The following is a 24961-nucleotide window of genomic DNA, read 5'->3' on the forward strand; positions in this document are numbered from 1 at the left end:
GGCGCCCGGCGAGCGAGAGGAGTCCCCCGCCGGGGCCGCGTGAGTGTTACAGGCTTGCGTGGAACGTGCGAGACAGGACGTCGAGCTGCTGCTCGCGGGTGAGGCGAACAAAGTTGACGGCGTATCCGGACACGCGCACGGTGAGCTGAGGGTAGTTCTCGGGGTGCTCCATGGCGTCCTCGAGCGTCTCGCGGTTCAGCACGTTGACGTTCATGTGGAAGCCGTGCGACACGGTGTAGGCATCCAAGACACCGACCAGGTTCTTCACCTGCTCCGCCTTGTCGCGGCCCAAGCCGGAGGGCACCACTGACGTGGTCAGCGAGATACCGTCCTCAGCGTCTGCGTAGGGCAGTTTGGCGACGGACAGGGCCGATGCCACGATTCCGTGGGTGTCGCGGCCATTCATGGGGTTGGCACCCGGGGAGAACGGCTCGCCCGCACGGCGACCGTCAGGCGTGTTGCCCGTGGCCTTGCCGTACACCACGTTCGAGGTGATGGTCAGGACGGACTGGGTGTGCTTCGCGTTGCGGTAGGTGGGCTGGCGGCGCACCTTCTCCATGAAGCGGCGCACCAGGTCAACAGCGATGTCATCGGCACGGTCGTCGTCGTTGCCGTAGGTGGGGAACTCGCCCGTCACCTCGTAGTCAACGGCCAGACCGGTCTCGTCACGCACGGGCCGCACCTGGGCGTACTTGATGGCGGACAGCGAGTCCGCGACCACGGACAAGCCGGCAATGCCGCAAGCCATCGTGCGCAGAATCTCCTTGTCGTGCAGCGCCATCTCGATGCGCTCATAGGCGTACTTGTCGTGCATGAAGTGGATGCAGTTCAGGGCGTCCACGTAGGTCTCGGCGAGCCAGTCCATGAGCTGGTCGAACGCGGCGAGGGTCTCGTCGTAGTCGAGCACGTCGCCACTGAGCGGCGCGGTGGCCGGAGCGACCTGCTTGCCGGTGACCTCGTCGCGGCCGCCGTTGATCGAGTACAGCAGCGCCTTGGCGAGGTTCACGCGAGCTCCGAAGAACTGCATCTGCTTGCCGACCTCCATTGCGGACACACAGCACGCGATGGCGCCGTCGTCTCCGCACTGGGAGCGAATCAGGTCGTCGGACTCGTACTGAATGGAGGAGGTGTCGATCGAGACCTGAGCGCAGTACTCCTTGAAGCCCTGCGGCAGCTGGTCGGACCAGAACACCGTGAGGTTGGGCTCGGGTGCGGGACCCAAGTTGTACAGGGTCTGCAGGAAGCGGAAGGAGGTCTTGGTCACCAGCGGCCGGCCGTCGTCACCCATGCCACCAATGGATTCCGTGACCCAGGTGGGGTCGCCGGAGAACAGGGTGTCGTACTCGGGGGTGCGCAGGAAGCGCACGATCCGCAGCTTGATGACGAAGTCGTCGATGATCTCCTGTGCCTGGGTCTCATCGATCACGCCCTCGGCGAGGTCACGCTGGGCAAAGATGTCCAGGAAGGTGGAGGTGCGGCCCAGCGACATCGCGGCGCCGTTTTGCTCCTTGACCGCGGCCAGGTAACCGAAGTACAGCCACTGGACTGCCTCACGGAAGGTGCCGGCAGGTCCGGAGATGTCGTAGCCGTAGCTCGCAGCCATCTGCTTGAGCTCGTTGAGCGCCTTGATCTGCTCGCTGTTTTCTTCGCGGTCGCGGATCACGTCCTCGACGGAACGCTCCATGTCCAGCAGCGCGCGCTCGCGCTTCTTGCCAGCGATCAGGGCGTCGACGCCGTACAGCGCCACGCGGCGGTAGTCGCCAATGATGCGGCCGCGGCCGTAAGCGTCCGGCAGGCCGGTCACGATGTGAGAACTGCGTGCGGCGCGCACGTTCGGGGGGTACACGTCAAAGACGCCGTCGTTGTGGGTCTTGCGGTACTTGGTGAAGATGGTCTCGAGCTCGGGGTCAACGTCGTAGCCGTAGGTTTCCAACGACTTTGCGACCATGCGCCAGCCACCGAAGGGCATGATGGCGCGCTTGAGCGGGGCGTCGGTCTGCAGGCCAACGATCACGTCTTCGCCCTCCCGAATGTAACCGGGGCCATGCGCGGTGATGGTGGCGGGCGTCGTGGCGTCAACGTCGTAGACGCCCTTCTCGCGCTCCTCGGGGAACATGGCGGCGATGGAATCCCAGGCGCGGGTGGTGCGCTCGGTGGGGCCGGCCAAGAAGGTGCTGTCGCCTTCGTACGGCTGGTAGTTGGTCTGGATGAAGTCACGGACGTTGATGGCGTCGGTCCAAGGGCCGCGCTGGAAGGCCCGCCACTCGTGTGCGTGGGCGAGGTCGTCTGCGCTGGTGCGGGGATCAGTGGTCGTCATGATTGTTCTCCCTTGCGGCTCGAGCTTCGCGGTGGTTCCGCTGTCCTCTCGAGCGCTCTTCTTCGACAGTAGCCGCGAGGGGCCCGGCTCGCTTGGGACCTTTGGCCCCGCGACGTGCACACGGAACGTTTCGGCTCGCTACGGTGGGGCACATGTTGGCAACGTCGCTCACAACGGTCCCGCTCCATGATGCCTGGACACTCACGCATACCGGGGGCGATGCTCCTGACGACGTGACGGGCACTACCGTCGCCGCCACGGTCCCTGGCTCCACGCACACGGACCTCATGGCTGCAGGACTCATCCCGGATCCGTACCTCTCTACGCACGAGGCCGCGCTGGCCTGGATGCACCTGTGCCAGTGGCGCTATGACTGCACATTCGACGCCCGCGCCGCCGCGCCAGGAGAGCGAGTCGACTTGGTGTTCGAGGGCCTCGACACCGTGGCCACGGTGAGCGTCAACGGCGCAGAGATCGCTCGCACCAAAAACATGCACCGCTCCTTCCGGTTCGATGTCAGGGAGCTCCTGCGTGACGGCGACAACACCCTCAGCGTCGAGTTCGCATCCGCGCTCGAGTACGCCCGCAACCTCACCGAGACCTTGGGCCACCGCCCCACTCCGTACCCGCACCCCTACCCCGCGGTCCGCAAGATGGCCTGCTCGTTTGGCTGGGACTGGGGTCCGGACCTGCAGACGTCCGGCATCTGGAAGCCGGTCAGGCTAGAGCGTTGGCACACTGCACGCATCGACAGCGTGCGACCCGTCGTGACAGTCGAGGGGTGCACCGGTCGCATCGAGGCTCACGTCACGGTAGAGAGGGCGGCCGATGCCGACCTCACCGTGGTCGCGACCGTTGCCGGGGTACGGGCTGAGGCACAGATCGTCGCCGGCGAGTCCACGGCGACCGTGGTGCTCGAGGTGCCGGATGTTGAGCGGTGGTGGCCTCGCGGGTACGGCGAGCCGGTCCTGTACGGCCTGGACGTGACGGTCCACGCAGGGGACGACGCCCTCGACCGCTACTCGCGCTCGGTGGGCTTTCGCACCGTTAACGTCGACATGGCGCACGACGGCACCGGGGCCGGGTTCACCTTTGTCGTGAACGACGTCCCCGTCTTCATCAAGGGCGCCAACTGGATCCCCGATGACCACCTCCTCACCCGCATTACCCGCGAACGCCTTGAGCGCCGCATTGGCCAGGCCACGGACGCCCACATGAACTTGTTGCGCGTATGGGGTGGCGGGATCTACGAGTCCGATGACTTCTACGAACTGTGCGATCAGGCCGGCGTGATGGTGTGGCAAGACTTCCTGTTCGCCTGCGCAGCCTATGCAGAGGGCCCGCCGTTGCGTGGCGAGGTTGAGGCAGAGGCCCGCGAGGCGATTGTGCGCCTCATGACCCACCCGTCGCTGGTGCTGTGGAACGGCTCCAACGAGAACATTTGGGGATGGCACGACTGGAACTGGCAGGGCCACATTGGCGGCGACGGTACCTGGGGCATCGGCTACTACGAAGAACTCCTGCCTGCCCTGGTCGCTGACCTGGACCCTGGGCGCGCGTACACGCCATCGTCGCCCTTCAGCCCCCACCAGCAATACGACCAGGTTCATCCCAACGACCCAGCGTGGGGCCCTATTCACGAGTGGCAAGTGTGGAACCAGCGGGACTACACCCACTACGGCACGTATGTTCCACGCTTCAGTTCCGAGTACGGATTCCAAGGCCCGCCCACCTGGGCGACGCTGACCCGCGCCATCCCCGAGTCCGCACGCTCACAGGAGTCTGACGACTGGCTGGCGCACCAGAAGGCAGACGACGGCAACGCCAAGCTCAACCGCGGCCTCGAGCCGCACCTGCCTGCCGGCCGCGACTTCGAGGAATGGCATTGGGCCACGTCGCTGAACCAGGCGCGCGCCATCCGCTTCGCGATTGAGCACTACCGGTCGTGGTGGCCCACGTGTGCCGGGTCCATCATGTGGCAGCTCAACGACTGCTGGCCCGTGACCTCATGGGCCGCGGTCGATGGCGACGAGCGGCCCAAGCCGCTGTGGTTTGCACTCCGGCAGGCGTATGCGCCCCGCATGCTCACCCTGCAGCCGCGCGCTGCGGATGGCTCCCTCGACCCCGAGGGCGCTCCGCATCTGGCCGCGGTCAATGACACTGACGAGGACTGGGAGGACACCCTGACGTTCTCGCGCCTCACGCTGGACGGCACGGAACGTGCTGTCGCAACGGTGCACATGTCCGTGATGGCGCGCTCGGTTGCCGTGATCCAGGTCCCGGACCACGTGCTCGAGCATGAGACGTCGAACTCCGAGATTCTGGTCGCGGAGGCGGGCTATCCGGGCGATGGCGACCATGCGCGTGCGGTGTGGTCGTGGCACGAGGACAAGGACATGCCGCATCAGGCGCGCCCCTTCACCGCGACCGCGGAGATGGCCTCCGGCGGCTACGACATTCATGTCGATGCGCACGCGCTGGTGCGCGACCTCACCGTGCTGGCCGACAAGGTCGCGCCGGACGCCGTCGCATCAGACGCGCTAGTCACAGTGCTGCCGGGTGAAGCGATCACGATCCACGTCGCCACGGCGGCGGACGTTGACCCGCAGGAGTTCTTGAGCGAGCGGGTGCTCGTGAGCGCGAACTCCCTCGTGGCGGGCGCCGCAGGCTAGGTTGAGCGCGCTGTCGCCGAGGCGCTGATGGTGACGCCGTCGCTCCACGGCGCGAGTGCGTCGAGCCCAAAGAGCAACGGCACCGTGCGCGCCAGCGTCACGCGGGCGCTCTGTTGGTCAGGGGCCGATGCCTCGGTCACCACCGCGGTCGTGGACCACCTGCTTGGTGCGCCGGAGGTGGTGCGGACGGCCGCGATCGCCGCGACATCTGCCGACGTCAGCGCGCTGCCCCGGGCAGCCTCGTAGTAGCCATGCGAGCCAGCGCCCACGGCTTCAAGGACAATGCCGTCCGCGAGCGCCGCAAGCCGCGTCCGCTGGACGTGCACGTCGGAGACGACCGCCACCGTCAGTGCCGCGACGAGCACCACAACAACCCAGCCCAAGGACAGCACGGAGATGGATCCCGCATCGTCCGCCACCCGGCCGCGCGTCACGACGTCTCACCCGGAACCGGCGCGCTCGCTTGGGCGGTGACGTCGATGGTGAGAGGTATCACGGCGGCGAGCAAATCCGGCATCCCGGGCATGCGCACTGGCATGGTGACCTGAACGTCAATCGCCGAACCGGGCGCGAGGCAGTCGCCTTCACACGCGACCGCGACGGAAGGGTCGGGTATGCCCGCGTCCTCGCCTGCGAGTGACACGACCTGCCAGGCACGCTCTGAGGCGGCCTCCATCGCACGCGGGTCCCCGTCTTGGTGCGCCTGGACCCCTGCCGTGACGGCTCCGCGGGCGGCGGTGCGCGCGGCTCCCTCTGCGGCGAATACGCCCGCCTGCACCTGCGCGAGGGTCACCACCACATAGACGAGCGGGATCAGCACGAGCACAGAGATGCCAAGAAACTCCACGATCGCGCCGCCGTCGTCTCCGCACAAAGCCCAGCGGTGCCGCACCCTCGCGCTCCACCGCCCCCACGTGCGGGCGCCGCTAGGCATCGGCTTCCTCCAGCGCACGCGCAGTGACCTCGAGCCCTGTGGGGCCCCACAACCCGACGAGCGGGAGGGTCGTCGCCACCGACACTTCGACGGCGTCCTGCCCACCCACCGTGATTGCGCGCGCGGTCGCGGACACCGCAAGCGCGCTCATGGACTCCGCCGCAAGGTCGATCGCTCTCGCCTCGCCGTCCCCCAAGCCCCGGTCAGCGAGCGCCGCATGGGTAGCGCCCTCATAGGCACTTGATGCGAGCGTGTTACGCACGTGCAGCGCGAGCACGAGCTGAATCAGCGCGAGGGCCACGAGGATGACGATGATCGCGACGCCGAGGAACTCCACGACCGCGCTTCCGCGCTCATCGCGTGTGCGGCTAGCCCCCGGTGACGGACTTGATGGCATCGCCGAACAAGGTGGTCAACTGCGTCTCGGCAACTGCCCAGATCACCGCGACGAGTCCCGCGGACATGAGCGTGATCAGCACCCAGCCGGGGACATCTCCGCGATCCGACTGAGACTCTGAGCGCAGTTGTGCGCGGTGGCGGCGTGCCGCATCGCGCCACCGCGTGAGCGCTGGTTGTGGCCGTGGTGATGAGTGCTTCATCTGGTGCTCCCCTTCAAGGTGATGGTCACAGGTGGGTCCTACGACAGCCGTAAGGCCAGCAGACCCGGGTAAACGGCGAAGACGATGGTGATGGGCAGGATGAGGAACACGACCGGGACGAGCATCGCCAACTCGCGCTTGCCGCCCTCCTCGATCAGCGCCTCGCGGCCCTGGGCACGCACGTCCGCGGCCTGGGCGCGCAGCACGGCTGCCAAGGGCGTGCCACGTTCCATGGCGGTGGCGATGCCTTCCGCGAAGCGAGCGAGGGCGGCTACACCCGCGTCCTTTGCCATCGAGTGCAGCGCGTCTGGGAGCCGGGCTCCTGCACGACAGTCGGCGAGCGCGATCCGGAGTTCGTCGGACATGGGTCCGCGCGTGATCCGTGCCACGCGCTCGAGTGCGGCCGTGGCCGACTCTCCCGCGGACACGGCCAAGGCGAGAAGCTCGGCAATCGTGGGCAGTTCTTGCGTGAGTCGGCGCTCCCGGGTCGCGACCGCGCGGCTGAGGGCGAGGTCGCGCACCAGGACCCCGGTAGCGGTCGCGACGCCAACGAGCACTGTCAACGGGACCAGTCCCGCGCCGCGCGTGAGCGCCAAGAACGTCGCAAGTCCAAGGCCCGCGACGAGTCCGGCGCACCCGGCAAGAACCTGTTGCGCGCGGAACTGCTCGACTGTGGTGCCGCTGCCGGCACGGCGCAGCCTGCGCGAGACGTCCGACGCCGGCCCTGCGTAGCGTGCAAGGACTCTCGCAGCATCGCGGACGGCAGGAGCTAGCAGGCGCTCGAGCGTGGGCCACGGCGTGGTGGTGACCGCACGCAGTCGGATCTCCTCCGCCGGCTCTGCGCGCACGTATGGTGCTACGCGCTGGGCAACGCCAGGGCGCCGCGCCCGCACCCACAGGAGCACCATCCACGCGCCGCTTCCCAGTGCGAGGGCAGCAAGCCAGGTCACCGCGGTCACCGCAACACCCGGATCTCGGTACGCATGCGACCAGCTCGCATCATCAACCGGTATGCAACCACGGTGCACACCCCACCCACTGCGAGGACCGTGGCTCCCGCTGCAGAGTTGTATGCCTGCGCGTTGTCACCGCGGGCGGCCAGGAGCGCGAGCAGCACCCACGGCGCAGCGGCAGCGAGCCTTGCTGCGTTGACCGTCCAACTCTGCCTGGCCTCAATCTCTCCCCTGACCCGGGCATCGTCCCTCAAGAACTCCGACAGGGCGCCCAAGACGCGGCCCACGTCGGTCCCACCGACTTCCCGCGTCATGCGCAAAGCCTCCACGACCCGGTCACCGACGGGGTCGGCCAATCGCGCCTTGAGAGCGTTGAGGCAGTCGTCGAAACGACCGGATGCCCGGTAGTCGGCCGCGAAGAGCACAAACGGTTCGCGGAGCGGTTCCGGCCCCCTCGTGCCCACCTGCGCGAGGGCCTCTGGCAGAGTCAGCCCGGCCCTGATGCCTGACGCCAAAGTGTCCACGACGTCCGGCCACAACTGCCGCGTGGTCGCGGCCCGGCGGTGCGCGCGCGACGCCACCAACGCCCACGGCGCCCGGGCCGCCATCACCGCAAAGCACGCGGCGATCGGCACCGAACCCGTGACGCCGGCCGCCACCACGAGCGCCACCGTGCCCGCGCCAACACAGGTCACTGCGAGCGCAGCGGGCGTGACCGCATCGGCACCAGCCTGAACCAAGAGATCACTCGTGCGGGTCTGCCAGCCTCCGCTGCGAGCCTCGCCGCGCGTGGGCTGCTCCCACCACGACCACCACACCAGGAATAGCCCCATGCCGAGCGTCAGGCCCCACACCACGGTCATGCGAGCGTCCCCACGTGGTGCGGCACCAGTCGTGCCCCGTCGTGCGAAAACACGGTGGACGTCGAGATCACGCCGCCTTCCACGGCGCCGGGGACCTGCACTATCTCCTTGACGCGGCGCTCGCCCTGCGGGCCGCGATCAAGGTGGACGACAAGATCGATTGCAGATGCCACCGTCGGCACCACGAACCGGTCCGTGACGTTTTCGCCCGCCAGCAACGGCAACGTACACAATTTGGTGATGGCGTCGCGCGCCGAGTTCGCGTGCAGGGTGCACATCCCGGGCACCCCGGCGTTGAGCGCGATCAGCATGTCGAGCGACTCGGCGCCGCGCACTTCACCGACCACGATGCGGTCGGGCCTCATACGAAGCGCCTCTTTGACAAGCCGCCTCAATGGGATCTCCCCCGTGCCCTCCAGGGACGGCTGACGGCACTGCATGGCCACCGTGTCGCGACACTGAACCGTGAGTTCGAACACCTCTTCGCAGGTGATGACGCGCTCGCGAGCCGGGACCGCCCCAGCAAGCGCGTTCAACATCGTGGTCTTGCCAGCTTGCGTCGCGCCGGACACAAGCATGTTCGCGCCACCGGCCACCGCGGATGCGAGAAACCTGGCGGCCTCAGCGGTCAGCGATCCCAGCCTCACCATGTCATCGAGGTCACGTGCGCGCACCACGAACTTGCGGATGTTGACCGCCCAGTCGCGTCGGGTGACGTCCGGGATAACGACGTGGAGACGCTCGCCACCCGGAAGTGTCGCGTCCACGAACGGCATGCTCAAGTCGAGCCGGCGCCCGGATTGCTTGAGCATGCGTTCGACCAAGTCGCGGACAGCGTCCGCGGTCAGCAATGTCGTCGTCAGTTCTGCGCGGCCGCCCCGGGCGATGAAGACCTCCGTGGGCGAGTTCACCCAGATCTCTTCTACCTCGGGGTCGTCGAGATACGGCTGCAGCGGGCCAAGCCCGGCAACAGCATCGACAATGGAACGGGCCGCCGCGCGAGGGTCGGTGATCGGCGGCACAGCGCCCGCCAGCGACCGCGCATCCCAGGCCGCGAGCGCCTCCTCGACCATGGCACGTACCGCCGCGACCTCGGCGGCGGGATCCACGCCGGAGTCACGAATGCGCTGACGCACCTGGTGCTCAACCTGAGCAATGGCTTCCCCCGTCATGCGCTCGACAGTAGGGCGATTGCTTCCCTCGCGCGACAGCAAGGCGCGCGCCTGTGGATAACTCGACGTGCTCGAAATGCTCGATGTGCTCGGCGGGCCGATGCCGCGTCACGTCGCGGCTCGGCGTTACCTTGGCGTGGGCGACAGTCCCAACTCAATGCTCTGGGGCGCGCGGCGGGGCGCCGGCGCGCAGCAGGCGCCGCTTACCTCGGATCCAGGCTCGGCGTCGTAGTCGCCAGCGCCACCACACACGCCAGTGTCGGGAAGCACGAGCTCCACTCGCGCAGCCGCCTCGTGATCGCCAGCAATGGCGGCAACGACAGAACGGACCTGTTCGTAACCCGTCAAGGCGAGGAACGTGGGCGCTCGGCCGTAGGACTTGGCACCCACAATGTAGAAGTCCGTCTCGGGATGAGCGAGATCGGCGGCACCGGTCGCCCTGACCGAGCCACAGGAATGGACGTTGGGGTCGACCTCGGCCGCTACCCTTGCCGGCGCCTGGAGACGCATGTCGAGGTCGAGCCGGATCTCCGACAAGAAGCCCAGGTTCGGCCTCGCGCCAGTGAGCACGTAGACCTGGTCGGCTGCTGGCAGGTGCCGACCGTCTTCGGCGGACACGACGGCGCGGCGCCCCTCAAGCTCGATGCGTTCTGTGCGGAACCCCGTGACGATCTCCACGATCCCTTCGCGAACTGCTCGGCCCGCGCGCTTGCCCAGTGCACCACGCTCTGGCAACTCGTCGGCGGCGCCACCTCCAAACGTGGTTCCGACGGCGCCGCGTCGGAGCACCCACGTGACCTTTGTGGCGGGATGCGCCCTCGCTACGTCCGCGAGCGTGGTGATCGCCCCTGCGGCCGAGTGACCACTACCCACGACAACGACGTGCCGCCCGGCAAACTCTGCCGCTTCCAGGGCAGTCGGGATTCTCGACGCGACCACACCGCGCTCGCGTGCGGTGGCTTCACCCAGCGCCGGTAGGCCCTCCGCTCCGGCGGGGTTCGGGGTGGTCCACGTCCCGGAGGCATCGATCACCGCGGACGCCTCGAGGCGGTCCTCGGTGCCATCCGCGCCCACCACGGTGACCACAAATGGCTGCTCGGCACGCCCCGAGTCGACGGACAGGTCACGTCCTTTGCGTCCCACCCCTGTCACGGTGACGCCGTACTGCACCGCGTCGCCCAATGCGCGGGCCAGTGGCGAAAGATAGTGCTCAATCCACTCGGCTCCGGTGGGGTAGGCAGTGCCGTCGGCTGCCTGCACGGGCGCTGTCCAGCCCGTGGGCTCCAGCAGGCGGCGCGCGGCGGCGTCGATGAGCTCCGGCCAAGCCGAGAACAGGCGCACGTGGCCCCATTGCGCGACTGAGGCTGCGGGGCCAGTTCCGGACTCGAGGACTAGCGGTGTCAGGCCGCGTTCCTGCAGGTGGGCTGCCGCCGCCAGGCCCTGAGGGCCCGCTCCAATCACCAAGACACGTGGCATGGGTTCATTCCATTCGTTGCGAAACATTGACGAAGATCAATGTGTCCACTGTGGTGCAGATATCGATGAAAGTCAATGTCTGGATCCGGTCGACATCATGACGAGCACGCGCCACCATGAGGGTATGTGCGGCCGCTACGCGAACTTCCTGACCGAGCAAGAGCTCGTCGACCACTTCCACATTGCTGCCGTGGCGGACGAGCCCCGCCTGTTCGACGCCAACTGGAACGTGTCACCCACCCAACTGGTGGCGATCGTGGTGCCCGGCAAGGACGACGACCCCGGGCGGCGCCTTGAACCCGCACGCTGGGGCCTGGTGCCGTCGTGGGCCAAGGATCCGAGCGTGGGCGCACGGATGATCAACGCGCGCTCGGAGACCGCCGCGGAGAAGCCGTCGTTCCGATCCGCTTTCGCGAAGCGACGGTGCATCGTCCCCGCTAATGGCTACTTTGAGTGGCAGACGGGCGCGGACGGTAAACACCCGTTCTACATCCATCCCGAAGACGACTCGCCGCTGGCATTCGCTGGGCTGTACGAGTTCTGGCGGGACAAGGCGCTGCGCGAGGACGCGCCATGGCTCGTGACGACCACGATCATGACGACCGCGGCGCGCGGGTCGATGCGCGACATTCACGACCGTCAGCCCGTGATGCTGGGTTCCGAAGGCGTGGATGCCTGGCTGTCGCGCGATGCGGATCAAGGCACCTTGTTTGACGTGATCGCCGCACCCGCACCGTCGCTGGCGTGGCATCCGGTGCGCAAAGCCGTGGGCTCGCCCAAGAACAACGCGCCTGACAACATCGCACCGCTCGACTAGTACGGGCCGCGCCCCAGCATCGGCCCGCCCCAAGTGGCACAAAATGGCTGTTATAGCCCGCTAAAACAGCGAAATGGAGCCATTTGGCGGGGAAGGCGCGGGTTAGGCGCGGCGGACTCGCACGTCTCCGGCCATCACTTCGCGCTCACCATGGCGAGTCGCCACGCGCAATGCACCAGAAGGCGCCAGGCCCGTCACACGACCCGTGACCGCCTCTCCCCCCGGCAAATCCACGGTCACATCCCAGCCAATCGACGCGCACACGGACTCGACGGCGGCATGCACCCGCGGCAGGTCCTCATCGGCCTCCCACATCGCGACCGCATCTCTCAGGTGAGCCACGAGCGACTTCGCGAGCGAGACCCTGTCCAGGCGCGCGGCGCCCAAGGTCGCCAGCGACGCGGCGTGCGGGACGGGCAGCTCAGACGGCGACTGCGACACATTGATGCCAATGCCGGCCACGATTGCCGCCTCTTCATCGACACCAGAGCGCGGGACCATCTCGCACAGCACGCCCACCACCTTGCGCCAGCGCCCCCAGCCGGGAATGGCCTTGACGCCGGCCTCGACCACCACGTCATTAGGCCACTTGAGGTAGGCCCCCACGCCCGCATCTCGCAACGCCCCCACCGTTGCCACGCCCGCGACCAGCGGCGCCCACCCCAGGGAGTCGACGGGGACATCGGGCTTCCACAAGAACGATGCCGTGAGCGCCGCCCCCTGCGGAGTGGCCCACGCGCGGCCGGCGCGCCCCCGGCCGGCAGTTTGGTGATCCGCGATCATGGCACTGAAATGTGGCCACGCCTCAGGTTCGGCGCGTGCGGCGTCGAGCAGGGCCGTGTTGGTCGACGGTGACGCCGCGCGCACGTCCAGACGCGCCAACTGGCGCCCCGGGCCCACAAGGCCGTCAAGGGCGCTAGCCGTGAGCGGCTCGCGGGAAGCAGCAACGGCTGCGGGCGTCGGGGAGGTCACCGGGCTAGGCTAGCCGCCGAAGCCACACCACAAGGAGTACCGTGACCGATTCCCAGCCCACCTCGACCACCGCAGGCGCGCTCGACGCTCTGCGTGGCAAGCTCGACGAGGCCGTGACACAGCACGAGGCCACGGCCCAGGACAAGCAGCACGCGCGCGGCAAGAAGACCGCCCGCGAGCGCATCGAGCAGTTGCTCGACGAGGACTCCTTCGTCGAGCTCGACGCCCTGGCACGCCACCGCAGCCGCAACTTTGGCCTCGACAAGAACCGCCCCTACGGCGACGGCGTCGTCACCGGCTACGGCACCATCGACGGCCGCCAGGTGGCGGTCTACAGCCAGGACTTCACCGTCTTTGGCGGGTCGCTGGGCGAGGTCCACGGTCAGAAGATCACCAAGGTGCAGGACTTCGCGTTGCGCACCGGCGTGCCGCTGATCGGCATCTCCGACGGCGGCGGCGCCCGCATTCAAGAAGGCGTTGCTGCGCTGACCCAGTTCGCAGAGATTTTCCGCCGCAACGTGGCGGCCTCCGGCGTGATCCCGCAGATCTCGATCATCCTGGGCCCGTCCGCAGGCGGTGCGGTCTACTCCCCCGCGCTGACCGACTTCATCGTGATGGCGGACGGCACCAGCCAGATGTTCATTACAGGCCCCGACGTCATCAAGTCCGTGACGGGCGAGGAAGTGACGTTCGAGGAGCTGGGTGGCGGGCAAGCGCACAACGCCAAGTCCGGCGTCGCGCACTACCTGGCCTCCGATGAGGACGATGCGATCGAGTACGTCCAGCACCTGCTGCAGTTCCTGCCCTCCAACAACCTGTCCGACGCCCCCGACTGGGACGGGGCCGCTGATCTCACGCTGACGGAGGAGGACGAGGCTCTCAACACCATCGTCCCCAACTCCCCCAACCAGCCCTACGACATGAAGACGGTCGTCGAGACGGTCCTGGACGAGGGCGAGTTCTTCGAGATTCAGCCGCTGTTTGCGCCCAACGTGCTCACCGGGTTTGGCCACATCGAGGGCCACAGCGTAGGGATTGTCGCGAACCAGCCGCAGTCCATGGCCGGCACCCTCGACATCAATGCCTCGGAGAAGGCCGCGCGCTTTGTGCGCACCTGCGACGCGTTCAACATCCCGGTCATCACCTTTGTCGACGTCCCCGGCTTCCTGCCCGGCGTCGACCAGGAGCACCAGGGCATCATTCGCCGTGGCGCCAAGCTCATCTACGCCTACGCCGAGGCGACCGTGCCCCTGGTGACTGTCATCACCCGCAAGGCCTACGGCGGTGCGTACATCGTGATGGCGTCCAAGCAGTTGGGCGCGGACATCAACCTGGCGTGGCCCTCGGCACAGATCGCGGTCATGGGTGCAGGTGGCGCCGTGAACATCCTCCAGCGCCGCACGCTGGCCAAGGTGGCCGAGGACGGCGGAGACGTCGACGCCGAGCGTGCGCGCCTGACCGCCGAGTACGAGGACGAGATCGTCAACCCGTACGACGCGGCCGACCGCGGCTATGTGGACGCGGTGATCGAGCCGTCGGAGACTCGTGGCCAGATCACTCGGGCACTCCGGGCGCTGCGCACCAAGCGCGCATCGCTGCCGCCCAAGAAGCACGGGAACATCCCGCTGTGACCGGCCAGGCAGAGGACCCGTTCGCGGCCGCCGCAGGGCTGCGGGTGGTGCAGGGTTCGCCCGACGACGCGGAACTGGCGGCGCTGGTTGCCGGCGTCGCGGTCGTGGCGTCAGCGGCGTCAGATGATGACGCTCCCGGCTCCCCCACGTCCGCGTGGATGGACCGCACCCGCACCATGCGCGGATCCTTTCGCCAGTTACCGCTGGGGCGGGGCGCTTCCGCGTGGCGCCACTCGCTGCGGTAGGGCCGATGCACGGGGCACGCAGCACACTTGGGCTCACTGCTCTTGCGGGGGCAGCGGCACTCGCGCCCCAGCTCTATGCCAGGGTGAGCGCGCGTGGTCGGCTCAAGCCAGCATCGGCCGCCGACTTTGATGCGGCTGATGCCGCGCTTGTCCTGGGTGCCAGGGTGTGGCCCGACGGCAGGCCCAGCAGGTTCCTGCGTCAGCGGGTGGAAGCGGGCGCGGCCCTGTGGAACGCGGGACACGTCACCCAACTCATCCTGACAGGCGCCGGGAACAACCGCGAGGGCCTGGACGAGACCGCGGCAATGGAGCGCGCAGCACTCGAGCTTGGCGTCCCAGGCGACGCTCTCGTCAAGGACCCGTATGGATACGACACGCGGGAGTCAGCGCGCAACGCCCGCGCACAGGGGATCTCGAGCGTCATTGTGTGTTCGCAAGAGTTCCACCTGCCGCGGGCGATGTGGCTGTGCCGGTCTGTCGGCCTCACCGTTCAGGGGGCATACCCGCCTGTGCTCGCAACGCGGCACCACACCGCGCGCGGCTATGTGCGCGAGATCCCGGCCACCTGGAAGGCCGCTGTCGAGATCGCGCGCGACGCTGCGACCTAGATCCAGGCGAGGAAGCCGAGGATGGCCACCACGATGCTGGCAGCGCTCAGCGCAGCCGCGGGCACGTAGGGCTCCTTGTTCTGGACGTGGTCCACGACAGCAATGATCATCAGCACGGCGAGCGCGATGGCCGCGACTGGAGCCAGGATGACGGCGATCGAGGTCAGCGGGGGGACGATGAGTCCGACGGCGCCGATCACTTCGAGGGCACCGATGATGCGCTCGGACGCGAGGCTGCGTCGCTCGGGCAGAATGCCGGAGTCGCGCAGGTCCTTTTCCGACTTCACGAGCTTGCTGAGGCCGGCGGCAAGGAAGACGAGCGCGAGCAGCCCCGCGACGATCCAGTAAGCGATGACCATGAGTGTCCTTCCGGGCGGCGTGGATAGCCGTAGATTTCGGTTGATGTATCAACGATTGATATGACAACCGGAACTGTAGCAGTATTCCCTCGGCGCGTGCTCCTCGGTACCATGGTGCCCGTGACCGTTGAGGCGACCCCCACCCTGAGCACCCAGGACGAACTCTTGTGGCGCCGGTTCAGCGCTGTCCTCGCCACGGTCCCAGCCGCGCTCGACGAGCGTCTGCGCCACACCACCGGCCTCAACCACTTCCAGTTCACCATCCTGTCGACGCTCGCGGCCCAGCCCGACCGGACGCTGCAGCTCGCCCGGGTCGCTCAAGCGGCGGACTCGTCGCTGTCGCGCCTGTCGCACACCATGTCAAAGCTGGAGTCCGACGGGCTGGTCGAGCGCCGCACGTGCGACCACGACAGGCGCGCCAACTGGGCCGTCCTCACCGACAAAGGCGCGCGCGTGGTCGACGACGCCGCCGCAGCCTACGAGGACCTCAAGCGCGAGGTCCTGATCGAACGCGTGCCCGCCCACCTGCGCGCGGGGCTCACGGAGTTGTTCACATCGCTCCTGCCGACGGCCGTGGCTCAGCAGTGCGCCGCGGTGGACAGCGACCTCACCGCCTAGGTCGAGCGCTCAGGCCCGCACCGGGTGACGGGGCGGGCGCATCCGCCGCTCCTGGGCAGGTTTGCCCCCACTACTGCGCGGGCTCATCCCCCACGGCAGCCAAGATTGTCCCGAGGATGCCCCGGAGCTGGACCACCTGCTCGTCGGACAGCGCGTTGAGGTGCGAGATAAACCCACGCTCAGCCTCGGCCACCGCCTCATTGACCAGGGTGACTCCGGCATCGGTCAGCGACAAGAGCCGCACCCGCCCGTCCTCCGGCGATTGCTCGCGCCGCACCCAGCCGCGCTCGACAAGTCGCTGGATGACGCCAGTAGCAATGTTCGCGCGAATGTCGAGCGCGCCCGCGGCGTCAGACGTGGGCACGCCTGGGTGCGAGTGCAGGTGTAGGAGGAGGTGAAACTGCACCGGGGTGAGGTGTTCATCGACCATAGTGCGGGAGTGGTGGCGCATGGAGGTGCGCATCAGCCGGCCCTGAAGCTCGAGAATTTGCGCCACTTCGGCGTCGCGATTCATCGCCCACTCCTTGTCACGCCCTCAGCAGTCGGGAAGGACGCCGGCGGCAACGATCGTTAATTACTTCACGTCACACGAACTTGATAGTTCATCTAACGCGAAGTAGTGTAGCCGAGCCCCCCGTGCGGGGTCCCCATCTTTATCCGCAAGGAGCTGCAGTTGTCCAAGCCTGCCCCCATCCACGCCTCGCTGCAGGATGCCATCGACGAGGGCATCCCCGAGTCGACCTACCGCCGTCGCTGGGCCATCCTCGCGACTCTCTGCCTGGGCCTCATGACCGCGATGATCGCGAACATGAGCCTCAACCTGGCTCTCCCCGACCTCACCGTCGAGTTCTCCCTCACGCAACTGGAACTCACCTGGGTCGTCGAGGCATTCGCGCTCGTGTTCGCCTCGCTGCTGTTCGTCGCCGCCGCGATCGCCGATCGCTACGGCCGCAAGCGCACCATGGTGGTCGGCCTCGTTGTCTTTGTCCTCGCATCCCTGTACGCCCCGTTCTTCGCGGAAACGGGGGCAGAACTCATCGCCTCGCGTGCCTTCATGGGCATTGGTGGCGCACTCGTGATGCCGACGACGCTGTCCATCGTGAACGTCGTCTTCCCCAGCAAGGAGCGCCCCAAGGCGATCGCAATCTGGGCGGCCGTTGCCGGCGTCGGGATGATGATCGGGTCAGTGCTCACCGGTATTTTGCTGCACTTCTTCGACTGGCACGCTGCGTTCCTGCTCGGCGCAGTCTTCGGCGTGATCGCGCTCGCCATCACGTGGCGAATCGTGCCCGAGTCTGTCGATGAGAAGGCCACTCCGGTCGACTGGGTCGGAGGTGCTTTCATCACCGCCGCCCTCGCCGGAATTGTGTACACCATCATGGAGGTCCCCTCGCACGGCTGGGACGACGTCGTCACGATCACCGCCGCGGCCGTGGGCGTGACATCGCTGCTGGCCTTCATCTGGTGGGAGAACCGCGTCGAGCACCCCATGCTCGACCTCTCGCTGTTCAAGAACCGCCGCTTCTCCCTGTCGGTCGTGTCGGTCACGCTGACGTTCTTCGCCATGATCGGCGCGTTCTTTGGCATGACCCAGATCTTCCAGCTCGTCATGGACTACGGGGCACTGAAGACCTCCCTTGCCATGATCCCGCCCATGCTCCCCATGATGGTCGTGGGCCCCATGGTCCCCCGCCTGGTCGCTGCCGTGGGCACCCGTTGGACCGTGGTACCCGGCTTGGTTGCCGTCGCCGGAGGGTTCTTCCTCATGACGACCTGGCCGGCCGTTCCGAGCTACTGGGACTTCCTCATCGCCATGTCCATCATCACGCTCGGCATGGCGATGGTGATGACGCCCGCGACCAACATGCTCATGGCGTCCGTGCCTCGCAACCGCTCCGGCATGGGTTCGGCCATGAACGACACCACGCGCGAGTTGGGCGCGTCGCTCGGCATCGCGCTCCTGGGTTCGATGATCGCCACCCAGTACACGCAGAACATCTCCGACGTCGCTGAGCAGGTTCCCGGCGACGCCGGCGCGGTGATCGAGGACTCGCTGGCTGGCGCCCTCGCCGTCACCGACCAGATGGCCAGCGCCGGAGGCGACGCAGCAGGGGCAGCCGAACAAATCGCCTTCGCTGCCCAAGCAGCCTTCATGGAGGCCAACCAGTACGCCATGATGATCTCCGCAATCATCGCGATCGCCACCGCGGTGCTGATGCTTGTGGCGCTGCCGCGCGGCGAGAAGTCGCTGAGCGCGGAGCCCGGCAGTGGCGAGGGCGGCTCGACTGATGGCGCGGGCGAGGGTGCCGACGAGAGCACTGACGCGCACGATGGCATCCGGCAGGACAGCGCCGCCGAGCGTGGCGTGCGTGGGTCCGCGGACCAGGGGCCCACCCCTGCTGGCGTGTCCGCGTCAGGCGCAGCGGATCCCGACAGCGACCAGAACGCACCCGCCCCACCCGCCCGCTAAGCACGTCACGTCTGAGCACGTCCGGCCCAGCGGCGAACGAGGCACTTCACCTCCGTTCACCGCTGGGCCGGACTTTTTTTGGGCCTCGCGCGGCTGACGCGCGAGCCGCACACGCAACGTGCCGTTGAACCGCCGGGCCGCCGCGCGTGGATGCCAGTTGACTAGTCCGGCGGCGGGAGACGCCCAACGGCGCGGCGGCGGCGCGCAGGAGGGCAAGGCGCGGTCGGTAGGCTCTGCGGCATGACTGTCCCGCTCCTGCTCGCCTCACAATCACCCGCCCGCCTCGCCACGCTCCGTGCCGCGGGCGTCGAGCCAGACGTGATCGTTTCCGGCGTCGACGAGGACGCGATCCTGAGCGCGCTCGCCACTGATCATCCTGACGCGGGGCCGGGCGACGCCGTCCTCGCGCTCGCGCGCGCCAAGGCAGAGCACGTGGCAAGCGAGTACGAGACGGGTGCGATCGTGCTCGGATGCGACTCGATGCTGGAACTCGACGGCCAGATCTACGGCAAGCCGCACAGCCCCGAGGTCGCGCGTGAACGTTGGCAGTCCATGCGCGGGCGGTCTGGCGTACTGCACACGGGCCACTGGCTGGTCGACGACCGCGAGGATGGCTCGCGGGGGTCCGTGGGCGCGAGCAGCGAAACAACCGTGCACTTTGCGAACCTCACGGACGACGAGATCGATGCGTACATCGCGACCGGGGAGCCATTGAAGGTTGCCGGCGCATTCACCGTGGACGGACTGGGTGGACCGTACGTGGAGGCCATCGAGGGTGACTTTCATGGAGTGGTGGGAGTGTCCCTGCCCCTGCTTCGCGCCCTGCTCGCGGAACTCGGCGTGCCCTTCCACACCCTCCGCCACTAGCCGTTCATTGTGGATCGGCGACAACCTACGGCCCCGTAGCCCAAGAAATCGTCAAGTCGTTTGTGGGATGCCTACAAACGGCCTTCCGCAACGTGTCATGGCGCACCAAAGTTCCCGCGCGCCGCTGACCACAACGCCAAGAGCAGCGACATCGCGCGCTACGGTGTCGGGGTGCCCGCCTACTCATCCGTCCTCATCGCCAACCGGGGCGAGATCGCCGTCCGTGTGATCCGCGCCTGCGCAGACGCCGGACTGCGCTCGATCGCCGTCTACGCCGACCCCGATCGGGATGCACCGCACGTACGGCTGGCAGATGACGCTTACTCGCTGAACGGCTCCACGGCAGGCGAGACCTACCTGGACATCGCGAAGATCATTGAGGTTGCCCGACGCTCGGGCGCCGAGGCAATCCACCCGGGGTACGGCTTCCTGTCAGAGAACGCTGACTTTGCGCGCGCCGTGATCGACGCTGGGCTCGTGTGGATTGGGCCCCCTCCCGCGGCGATCGAGGGACTGGGAGACAAGGTCAGCGCACGCCACATTGCGCAGCGCGCTGGCGCTCCGCTGGTGCCCGGCACCAAGGACCCGGTGAAGAACGCCGACGAGGTTCTCGCATTCGCGGACGAGTTCGGCTTGCCGGTCGCTATCAAGGCGGCGTTCGGCGGCGGCGGCCGCGGCCTCAAGGTCGCGCGCACCCGTGAAGAAATCCCCGAACTGTTCGACTCCGCCACGCGTGAGGCTGTCGCGGCGTTTGGGCGCGGCGAGTGCTTCGTTGAACGCTTTCTCGACAAGCCCCGCCACGTCGAGACCCAATGCTTGGCCGACCGCCACGGGAACGTGGTGGTGGTGTCGACGCGCGACTGCTCGCTGCAGCGTCGCCACCAGAAACTCGTCGAAGAGGCACCGGCGCCGTTCCTCACCGACGAGCAGAACGCGCGCCTCATCGAATCCAGCCAGGCGATTTTGCGCGAGGCCGGCTACGAGGGAGCTGGGACCTGCGAGTTCCTCGTGGGCGCGGACGGCACCATCTCCTTCCTTGAGGTCAACACTCGCCTGCAGGTGGAGCACCCGGTGACGGAGGAGGTCACCGGGGTCGACCTGGTCCGCGAACAGTTCCGCATTGCCGCGGGCGACCCCATCTCCGTGCTGGAGCCCGTCACCCGCGGGCACTCCCTCGAGTTCCGCATCAACGGTGAAGACCCGGGCCGCAACTTCATGCCGGCACCTGGACGCATCAGCACGCTGCAGTTCCCGTCGGGCCCCGGGGTCCGCGTGGATGCGGGTGTGCGCGAAGGCGACACCGTTTCCGGCAACTTCGACTCGATGATCGCGAAGGTCATCGTCACGGGGGCCACTCGCGAGCAGGCCATTCAGCGCGCCCGCCGCGCGCTCGCGGAGATGACGGTGGAAGGCATCCCCACGGTCCTTCCGTTCCACCGCGCCGTGCTTGAGGCCCCCGAGTTCACCGCCGCGCACGGGTCGTTCAGCGTGTACACCACATGGATCGAGTCGGACTACGCGGAGACCGTCGCCAGCCTCGGTAGCACCGGAGCGGGCGTCGAGGTCGCGGCGGAAGCCTCGGCCACCGAGCGCGTGGTCGTCGAGGTGGGCGGAAAGCGTCTCGAAGTCGTCTTGCCTGCCGCTCTCGCCCAGGCGGGGCGCGCCAACGCACGACGCGCTGGAGGCCCTGCGCGGCGCACGGCGCGGCGCTCAACCGGGGCCAAGGCCGCGGCATCGGGCACCTCCCTCACCTCCCCCATGCAGGGGACCATCGTGAAGCTCGCCGTCGAGGACGGCGCCAGCGTCGCGGAAGGCGACCTCGTGGTCGTCCTCGAGGCGATGAAGATGGAGCAGCCGCTCGTGGCGCACAAGGCCGGCACGGTGACAGGGCTCAGCCACGCCGTTGGCGCGTCGGTGAGCGCCGGCACCGTGATCTGCGACATCGCGGACTAGCCCTTCCGTTATCCACCGCGCCCTGCCCGGGGTACGGTGATTTTCATGAACGACGCTCGACGTGCCCTGGGGCTGATCGCTGTCGCGAGCTGGATCCTGCTCGACTCCTTGAGAGCTGCAGGCCCGCTCATTCTGGATCTATCCGAGCCGAGTGTCGCGCCCGGCATGGTTGCATTGGCGGCGACGCTCGCGGGTGGCGCGGTCGTGGCGTGGGTGGCGTCGTTGTCCGCTCGCGTGTTCTCCCACGGCCATGTGGTGTGGTTCCTCCTGTCGCTCACTGCGGTGGCGCGGCTGGGGATGCCTCTCCTCGACGGCCCGTGGCTCATCGGCGCCGGCCTCTATGTGCTCGCGCTCGCGCTCGCATCCGTCATTTTGACGGCGCGGGTGGCGGTGGGAGCAGGAGGAGGCCCAGCACTGCTCGCCGGTACCGCGCTCGGCGGAGCGGCGGCGGTCGCGGAGCAGACGGCGCTGCGCACCTTGGACGCAGTCTGGAGGGCCGATGCCTGGGGCTGGGCCGCGCTCACCGGCGTCGCCGCGTTGGCTGTCCTGAATGGGTGGCGGTGTCATGACGTGGAGCCGGCCGCACACACTCGCGGCTGGTGGGGGTATGGCCTGTATTGGGCCCTCTTGACGTATGCCTTTGCGAACGTCGGCTTCGTCGCTTCGCAGGCCGATGTTCGCCTCTCCGCCGCTGCTGTGCTCGCCATGGTGGGGCTGCTGTTGGGAGCCCGTCTCGCGGCCTCCGCCGGCCACATGCCCGGTGGCGTGAGCATCGGCCTGGCAGCTGTGGGTACGGCGGCCGTGGCGGTCGCGACGCTGGTGCCCGGCACTGCAGCCATGATTGCCCTCCCCGCCGCTGCGGGCCTGTCGAGCTTTGCCGCTGCCCTCGTGATCAGGTCCGCCGAGGGCTCGGCTCTGCGCAGTCTGGGCGCGTCCTTTGGCTTTGTCGCGGCGTTGGCTATCCCTGTCCTCGCGGCGGAGGTGGACCGCATGGGCGACCTGCCCATTCGCCACGCCATCCTCATGGCCACCGCGGGGATCGCGCTCATGGTCGCCGCATCACTGGCGTCGTGGCAGGCCACCAAGCGGCCGACCGTCCCCGGTGTTCTGCCTCGCATCGCCGTCGGCGCTATCGTCGCGGCGGGACTGGGCTGGTGGACGCACGCGTCGTACGAGCAAGAATCCAACTACTCCGCGAACTTCCTCGCAAGCCCCTCAGTGCTGTCGTGGAACGTGCATCACGGCGTGACGCCGTCGGGTGACGAGGGGCCCGGCGTGAATGCCGCTCAGGTGGCGGACACGCTCACCGATCACGCACCTGATGTCGCGATGCTGCAGGAGGTCAACCGGGGCTCGCTCGTCGCGGGTGGGCTGGACATGGTCGAGTACCTCGCAGGCGAGCTCGACCTGCCCTACGTCTACGGCGGCGCCCAGACTCCGCAAGCTGGCAACGCCATCTTGACCTCCAGGCCGCACTCGGAGCCCCGGACGACCGCGCTGGACGGCGACGGCGGTCCGGACCGCGGCGCAGTCGCGGTGTCCTTCATGGGCGCCACCTACGTCTCAACCCAGCTCACGGCGGCAGAGGCCACCGATGGCCGCGCTGCTCAAGCGCAGCAGCTCGCCGCGTGGCTCGGTGACGACGAGCTCGTGGTCATTGGCGGCGACCTCGGGGACTCGACGGACTCGACGGGCGCCACGACCGTCGGAACGTTGCTCGACGAGGACTTCACTGCCGCCTCTGGAGGCGCCGCAGAGACGGCGCTTGACGAGGGTGAGCTCCGCGTGGACTTCATTCTTGGCCGCGGCGTCGAGATCTCGGACTTCACCATGCTTGAACTGCCGTGGTCGGATCACTTTCCGCTGACCGCACGAGTCTCCACCGGGCTGGACGAGACCATTGCTCCCGAGGCTGCGGCCGAGCAGGAAGCGACCGACGAGGACGGCGCTCCGGCAGGCGAGCCAGCGGAGGAGTAGCCGCGCGCTAGTTGCGCGAGGCGTCCGCCAGGTGGTGCAAGCGGCGAGCGACCTCGGCTGTGGTGCCCGACAGTGATGGGTAGACGGTGAAGGTCCCCGCGATGTCGTCAACGGTGAGGTGGTGCGTCACCGCGAGCGCGAGGGGGAAGATGTGCTCGCTGGCTCGCGACCCGACGATGACAGCTCCGAGGACCTGGCCGGTGACGGTGTGGCCGAAGATCTTGACGAACCCGCCATCCATGCCGAGCATCTTTGCGCGCGGGTTCCGCGCCAGATCAAGCCGCGACACTTCGTAGAAGATGCCGCGGTCCTTGAGTTCCGCCTCGCTGGCGCCAACGGTAGCGATCTCAGGTGTCGTGAACACCGCGGAGGCCACGTGGCGTAGGTCGAGCGGGGACACGGCGTCACCGAGCGCGTGCGCCATGGCGATGCGTCCCTGGGTAGCCGCCACCGAGGCGAGAGGCAGCACGCCGGTACAGTCGCCCGCTGCGTAGATTCCCCGTGCCGAGGTCCGCGAGACACGGTCGACCTCGATGTATCCGCGTGGGTCGACAGCCACGCCAGCCGCCTCCAGACCCAGTTCCTCGGTGTTGGGTACCGAGCCGACGGCCATGAGGCAGTGGCTGCCGGTGACCTCGCGCCCGTCGGTGAGGGTGACTGTGACCGAATCGCCGTTGTTGACGGCCGTCGCGGCGCGCGACCCTCCCAGCACGGTCATGCCGCGCTGCGCGAAGGACTCTTGTACCAGCGCGGCTGCCTCGGGGTCCTCCTTGGACAGCACGCGATCACCGGAAGACACCAGCGTCACTTGTGACCCCAGCAGGCTGTACGCCCCGGCAAACTCCGCACCGGTCACGCCTGAACCGACCACGATGAGATGTGCGGGCAGTTCTTGCAGGTGGTAGAGCTGCGTCCAGGTCAGAATGCGTTCACCGTCTGGCTCCGCACCGTGGACTACGCGCGGGCGCGCACCGACCGCGAGCAACACCGCGTCGGCGTCGAGCGTCTCGCCGTCGACCTCAACGCCGCCGCCGGTCGTCAGCATGCCGCGCCCGTGCACGACCTCGATGCCGTTCTTGGCCATGCGTGCCGCGATGTCAGACGACTGCTTCTCCACCAGCGCAGACACGCGGCTGTTGACGGCCGCCAAGTCCACGACGTGTTCGGCTACCTCGGTGCCTCCCACCCTGGCGGCGTCCCGAATGCCCAGTTGCGGGGCGCGTTCGGCGATGGTCCGCCACTCTGCGGTCGCGATCACGGTTTTTGAAGGAACGACGTCGGTGAGAACGGCGTTGCCGCCCATCCCCTGGCGTTCAATGAGGGTGACGTCGGCCCCGGCCTTGCGGGCCACCAACGCCGCCTCATAGCCTCCTGGGCCTCCGCCGATGATCGCGATGTGCGTGCTAGCCATGGTGTCCATTGTCGCTCACGCGCACCAGGCAATGCACACCCGATTGG

23 protein-coding genes are annotated in these 24961 nt (G+C 67.9%); 10 read left to right on the forward strand and 13 right to left on the reverse strand.

Features of this window, described 5'->3' with window-relative positions:
• Positions 1 to 46: 46 nt before the first annotated feature.
• The gene (gene pflB, locus AOP75_RS01990) at positions 47 to 2317 is read right to left on the reverse strand and encodes a formate C-acetyltransferase (protein WP_062076687.1); all 2271 of its coding nucleotides are present in this window, start codon (positions 2315 to 2317) and stop codon (positions 47 to 49) included.
• 152 nt (positions 2318 to 2469) lie between these two features.
• Between pflB and AOP75_RS01995 the strand changes: the two genes are divergently transcribed.
• Positions 2470 to 4989, forward strand: a complete 2520-nt coding sequence (locus AOP75_RS01995; protein ID WP_062076688.1) for a glycoside hydrolase family 2 protein — start codon at positions 2470 to 2472, stop codon at positions 4987 to 4989.
• On the opposite strand, the gene AOP75_RS02000 is transcribed toward AOP75_RS01995, so the two are convergent.
• The 8 genes from AOP75_RS02000 to AOP75_RS02035 form a co-directional block, all read right to left on the reverse strand.
• Positions 4986 to 5423 carry a pilus assembly protein TadG-related protein gene (locus AOP75_RS02000; protein WP_062076689.1) on the reverse strand — a complete coding sequence of 146 codons (438 nt, stop codon included), beginning with the start codon at positions 5421 to 5423 and terminating at the stop codon, positions 4986 to 4988. The two genes, AOP75_RS01995 and AOP75_RS02000, sit on opposite strands and share 4 nt — an antisense overlap.
• Positions 5420 to 5923 (reverse strand): pilus assembly protein, encoded by a 504-nt coding sequence (locus AOP75_RS02005; protein ID WP_236683057.1) that lies wholly within the window; start codon positions 5921 to 5923, stop codon positions 5420 to 5422. Before AOP75_RS02005 ends, AOP75_RS02000 begins: the two co-directional genes overlap by 4 nt.
• Positions 5916 to 6260 carry a TadE/TadG family type IV pilus assembly protein gene (locus AOP75_RS02010; protein ID WP_062076691.1) on the reverse strand — a complete coding sequence of 115 codons (345 nt, stop codon included), beginning with the start codon at positions 6258 to 6260 and terminating at the stop codon, positions 5916 to 5918. The genes AOP75_RS02005 and AOP75_RS02010 overlap by 8 nt, the downstream gene beginning before the upstream one ends.
• 31 nt (positions 6261 to 6291) lie before the next feature.
• The gene (locus tag AOP75_RS12690) at positions 6292 to 6522 is read right to left on the reverse strand and encodes a hypothetical protein (protein WP_062076692.1); all 231 of its coding nucleotides are present in this window, start codon (positions 6520 to 6522) and stop codon (positions 6292 to 6294) included.
• Between the two features lie 38 nt (positions 6523 to 6560).
• The gene (locus AOP75_RS02020; RefSeq protein WP_236683058.1) at positions 6561 to 7481 is read right to left on the reverse strand and encodes a type II secretion system F family protein; all 921 of its coding nucleotides are present in this window, start codon (positions 7479 to 7481) and stop codon (positions 6561 to 6563) included.
• Complete coding sequence (locus AOP75_RS02025; RefSeq protein WP_062076693.1) at positions 7478 to 8338, reverse strand: type II secretion system F family protein; 861 nt, start codon at positions 8336 to 8338, stop codon at positions 7478 to 7480. Before AOP75_RS02025 ends, AOP75_RS02020 begins: the two co-directional genes overlap by 4 nt.
• Positions 8335 to 9510 carry a TadA family conjugal transfer-associated ATPase gene (locus AOP75_RS02030; protein WP_062076694.1) on the reverse strand — a complete coding sequence of 392 codons (1176 nt, stop codon included), beginning with the start codon at positions 9508 to 9510 and terminating at the stop codon, positions 8335 to 8337. Before AOP75_RS02030 ends, AOP75_RS02025 begins: the two co-directional genes overlap by 4 nt.
• Before the next feature lie 126 nt (positions 9511 to 9636).
• Positions 9637 to 10986: an NAD(P)-binding domain-containing protein gene (locus AOP75_RS02035; protein WP_083966624.1), complete on the reverse strand. Its 1350-nt coding sequence runs from the start codon at positions 10984 to 10986 to the stop codon at positions 9637 to 9639.
• Between the two features lie 97 nt (positions 10987 to 11083).
• Between AOP75_RS02035 and AOP75_RS02040 the strand changes: the two genes are divergently transcribed.
• Positions 11084 to 11803: an SOS response-associated peptidase gene (locus AOP75_RS02040; RefSeq protein WP_236683059.1), complete on the forward strand. Its 720-nt coding sequence runs from the start codon at positions 11084 to 11086 to the stop codon at positions 11801 to 11803.
• Positions 11804 to 11905: 102 nt separating this feature from the next.
• On the opposite strand, the gene AOP75_RS02045 is transcribed toward AOP75_RS02040, so the two are convergent.
• Positions 11906 to 12775, reverse strand: a complete 870-nt coding sequence (locus AOP75_RS02045) for a biotin--[acetyl-CoA-carboxylase] ligase (protein ID WP_062076697.1) — start codon at positions 12773 to 12775, stop codon at positions 11906 to 11908.
• A 41-nt stretch (positions 12776 to 12816) separates the two neighbouring features.
• On the opposite strand from AOP75_RS02045, the gene AOP75_RS02050 reads away from it, so the two are divergent.
• The 3 genes from AOP75_RS02050 to AOP75_RS02060 all read left to right on the forward strand — a co-directional run bounded on the left by AOP75_RS02050 (position 12817) and on the right by AOP75_RS02060 (position 15259).
• Positions 12817 to 14406: an acyl-CoA carboxylase subunit beta gene (locus tag AOP75_RS02050; protein WP_062076698.1), complete on the forward strand. Its 1590-nt coding sequence runs from the start codon at positions 12817 to 12819 to the stop codon at positions 14404 to 14406.
• Complete coding sequence (locus AOP75_RS02055; RefSeq protein WP_062076699.1) at positions 14403 to 14651, forward strand: acyl-CoA carboxylase epsilon subunit; 249 nt, start codon at positions 14403 to 14405, stop codon at positions 14649 to 14651. Before AOP75_RS02050 ends, AOP75_RS02055 begins: the two co-directional genes overlap by 4 nt.
• An 83-nt stretch (positions 14652 to 14734) precedes the next feature.
• Positions 14735 to 15259, forward strand: coding sequence for a SanA/YdcF family protein (locus AOP75_RS02060; protein ID WP_161794521.1), 525 nt, complete (start codon positions 14735 to 14737; stop codon positions 15257 to 15259).
• Here AOP75_RS02060 and AOP75_RS02065 read toward each other — a convergent pair.
• Complete coding sequence (locus AOP75_RS02065; protein ID WP_062076701.1) at positions 15256 to 15618, reverse strand: DoxX family protein; 363 nt, start codon at positions 15616 to 15618, stop codon at positions 15256 to 15258. The two genes, AOP75_RS02060 and AOP75_RS02065, sit on opposite strands and share 4 nt — an antisense overlap.
• 120 nt (positions 15619 to 15738) lie before the next feature.
• Here AOP75_RS02065 and AOP75_RS02070 point away from each other — a divergent pair, with 120 nt between their 5' ends.
• Positions 15739 to 16236: a MarR family winged helix-turn-helix transcriptional regulator gene (locus tag AOP75_RS02070; RefSeq protein WP_062076702.1), complete on the forward strand. Its 498-nt coding sequence runs from the start codon at positions 15739 to 15741 to the stop codon at positions 16234 to 16236.
• Positions 16237 to 16306: 70 nt separating this feature from the next.
• Here AOP75_RS02070 and AOP75_RS02075 read toward each other — a convergent pair whose 3' ends face one another.
• A complete protein-coding gene (locus AOP75_RS02075) occupies positions 16307 to 16750 on the reverse strand; it encodes a MarR family winged helix-turn-helix transcriptional regulator (protein WP_062076703.1) in 444 nt (147 codons plus the stop codon).
• 159 nt (positions 16751 to 16909) lie between these two features.
• On the opposite strand from AOP75_RS02075, the gene AOP75_RS02080 reads away from it, so the two are divergent.
• The 4 genes from AOP75_RS02080 to AOP75_RS02095 all read left to right on the forward strand — a co-directional run bounded on the left by AOP75_RS02080 (position 16910) and on the right by AOP75_RS02095 (position 23503).
• Positions 16910 to 18706, forward strand: coding sequence for an MFS transporter (locus tag AOP75_RS02080; RefSeq protein WP_062076704.1), 1797 nt, complete (start codon positions 16910 to 16912; stop codon positions 18704 to 18706).
• A 240-nt stretch (positions 18707 to 18946) separates the two neighbouring features.
• Positions 18947 to 19573 (forward strand): Maf family protein, encoded by a 627-nt coding sequence (locus AOP75_RS02085; protein WP_062076705.1) that lies wholly within the window; start codon positions 18947 to 18949, stop codon positions 19571 to 19573.
• 171 nt (positions 19574 to 19744) lie between these two features.
• Entirely contained in the window at positions 19745 to 21526 is a 1782-nt protein-coding gene (locus tag AOP75_RS02090) for an acetyl/propionyl/methylcrotonyl-CoA carboxylase subunit alpha (protein ID WP_062076706.1), read from the forward strand.
• A 45-nt stretch (positions 21527 to 21571) separates the two neighbouring features.
• Positions 21572 to 23503, forward strand: a complete 1932-nt coding sequence (locus tag AOP75_RS02095) for an endonuclease/exonuclease/phosphatase family protein (protein WP_062076707.1) — start codon at positions 21572 to 21574, stop codon at positions 23501 to 23503.
• Positions 23504 to 23510: 7 nt separating this feature from the next.
• On the opposite strand, the gene AOP75_RS02100 is transcribed toward AOP75_RS02095, so the two are convergent.
• A complete protein-coding gene (locus AOP75_RS02100) occupies positions 23511 to 24914 on the reverse strand; it encodes an NAD(P)H-quinone dehydrogenase (protein ID WP_062078315.1) in 1404 nt (467 codons plus the stop codon).
• Positions 24915 to 24961: the final 47 nt, after the last annotated feature.

The sequence above is a fragment of the Demequina globuliformis genome (assembly GCF_000975155.1).
Lineage (GTDB): Bacteria > Actinomycetota > Actinomycetes > Actinomycetales > Demequinaceae > Demequina > Demequina globuliformis.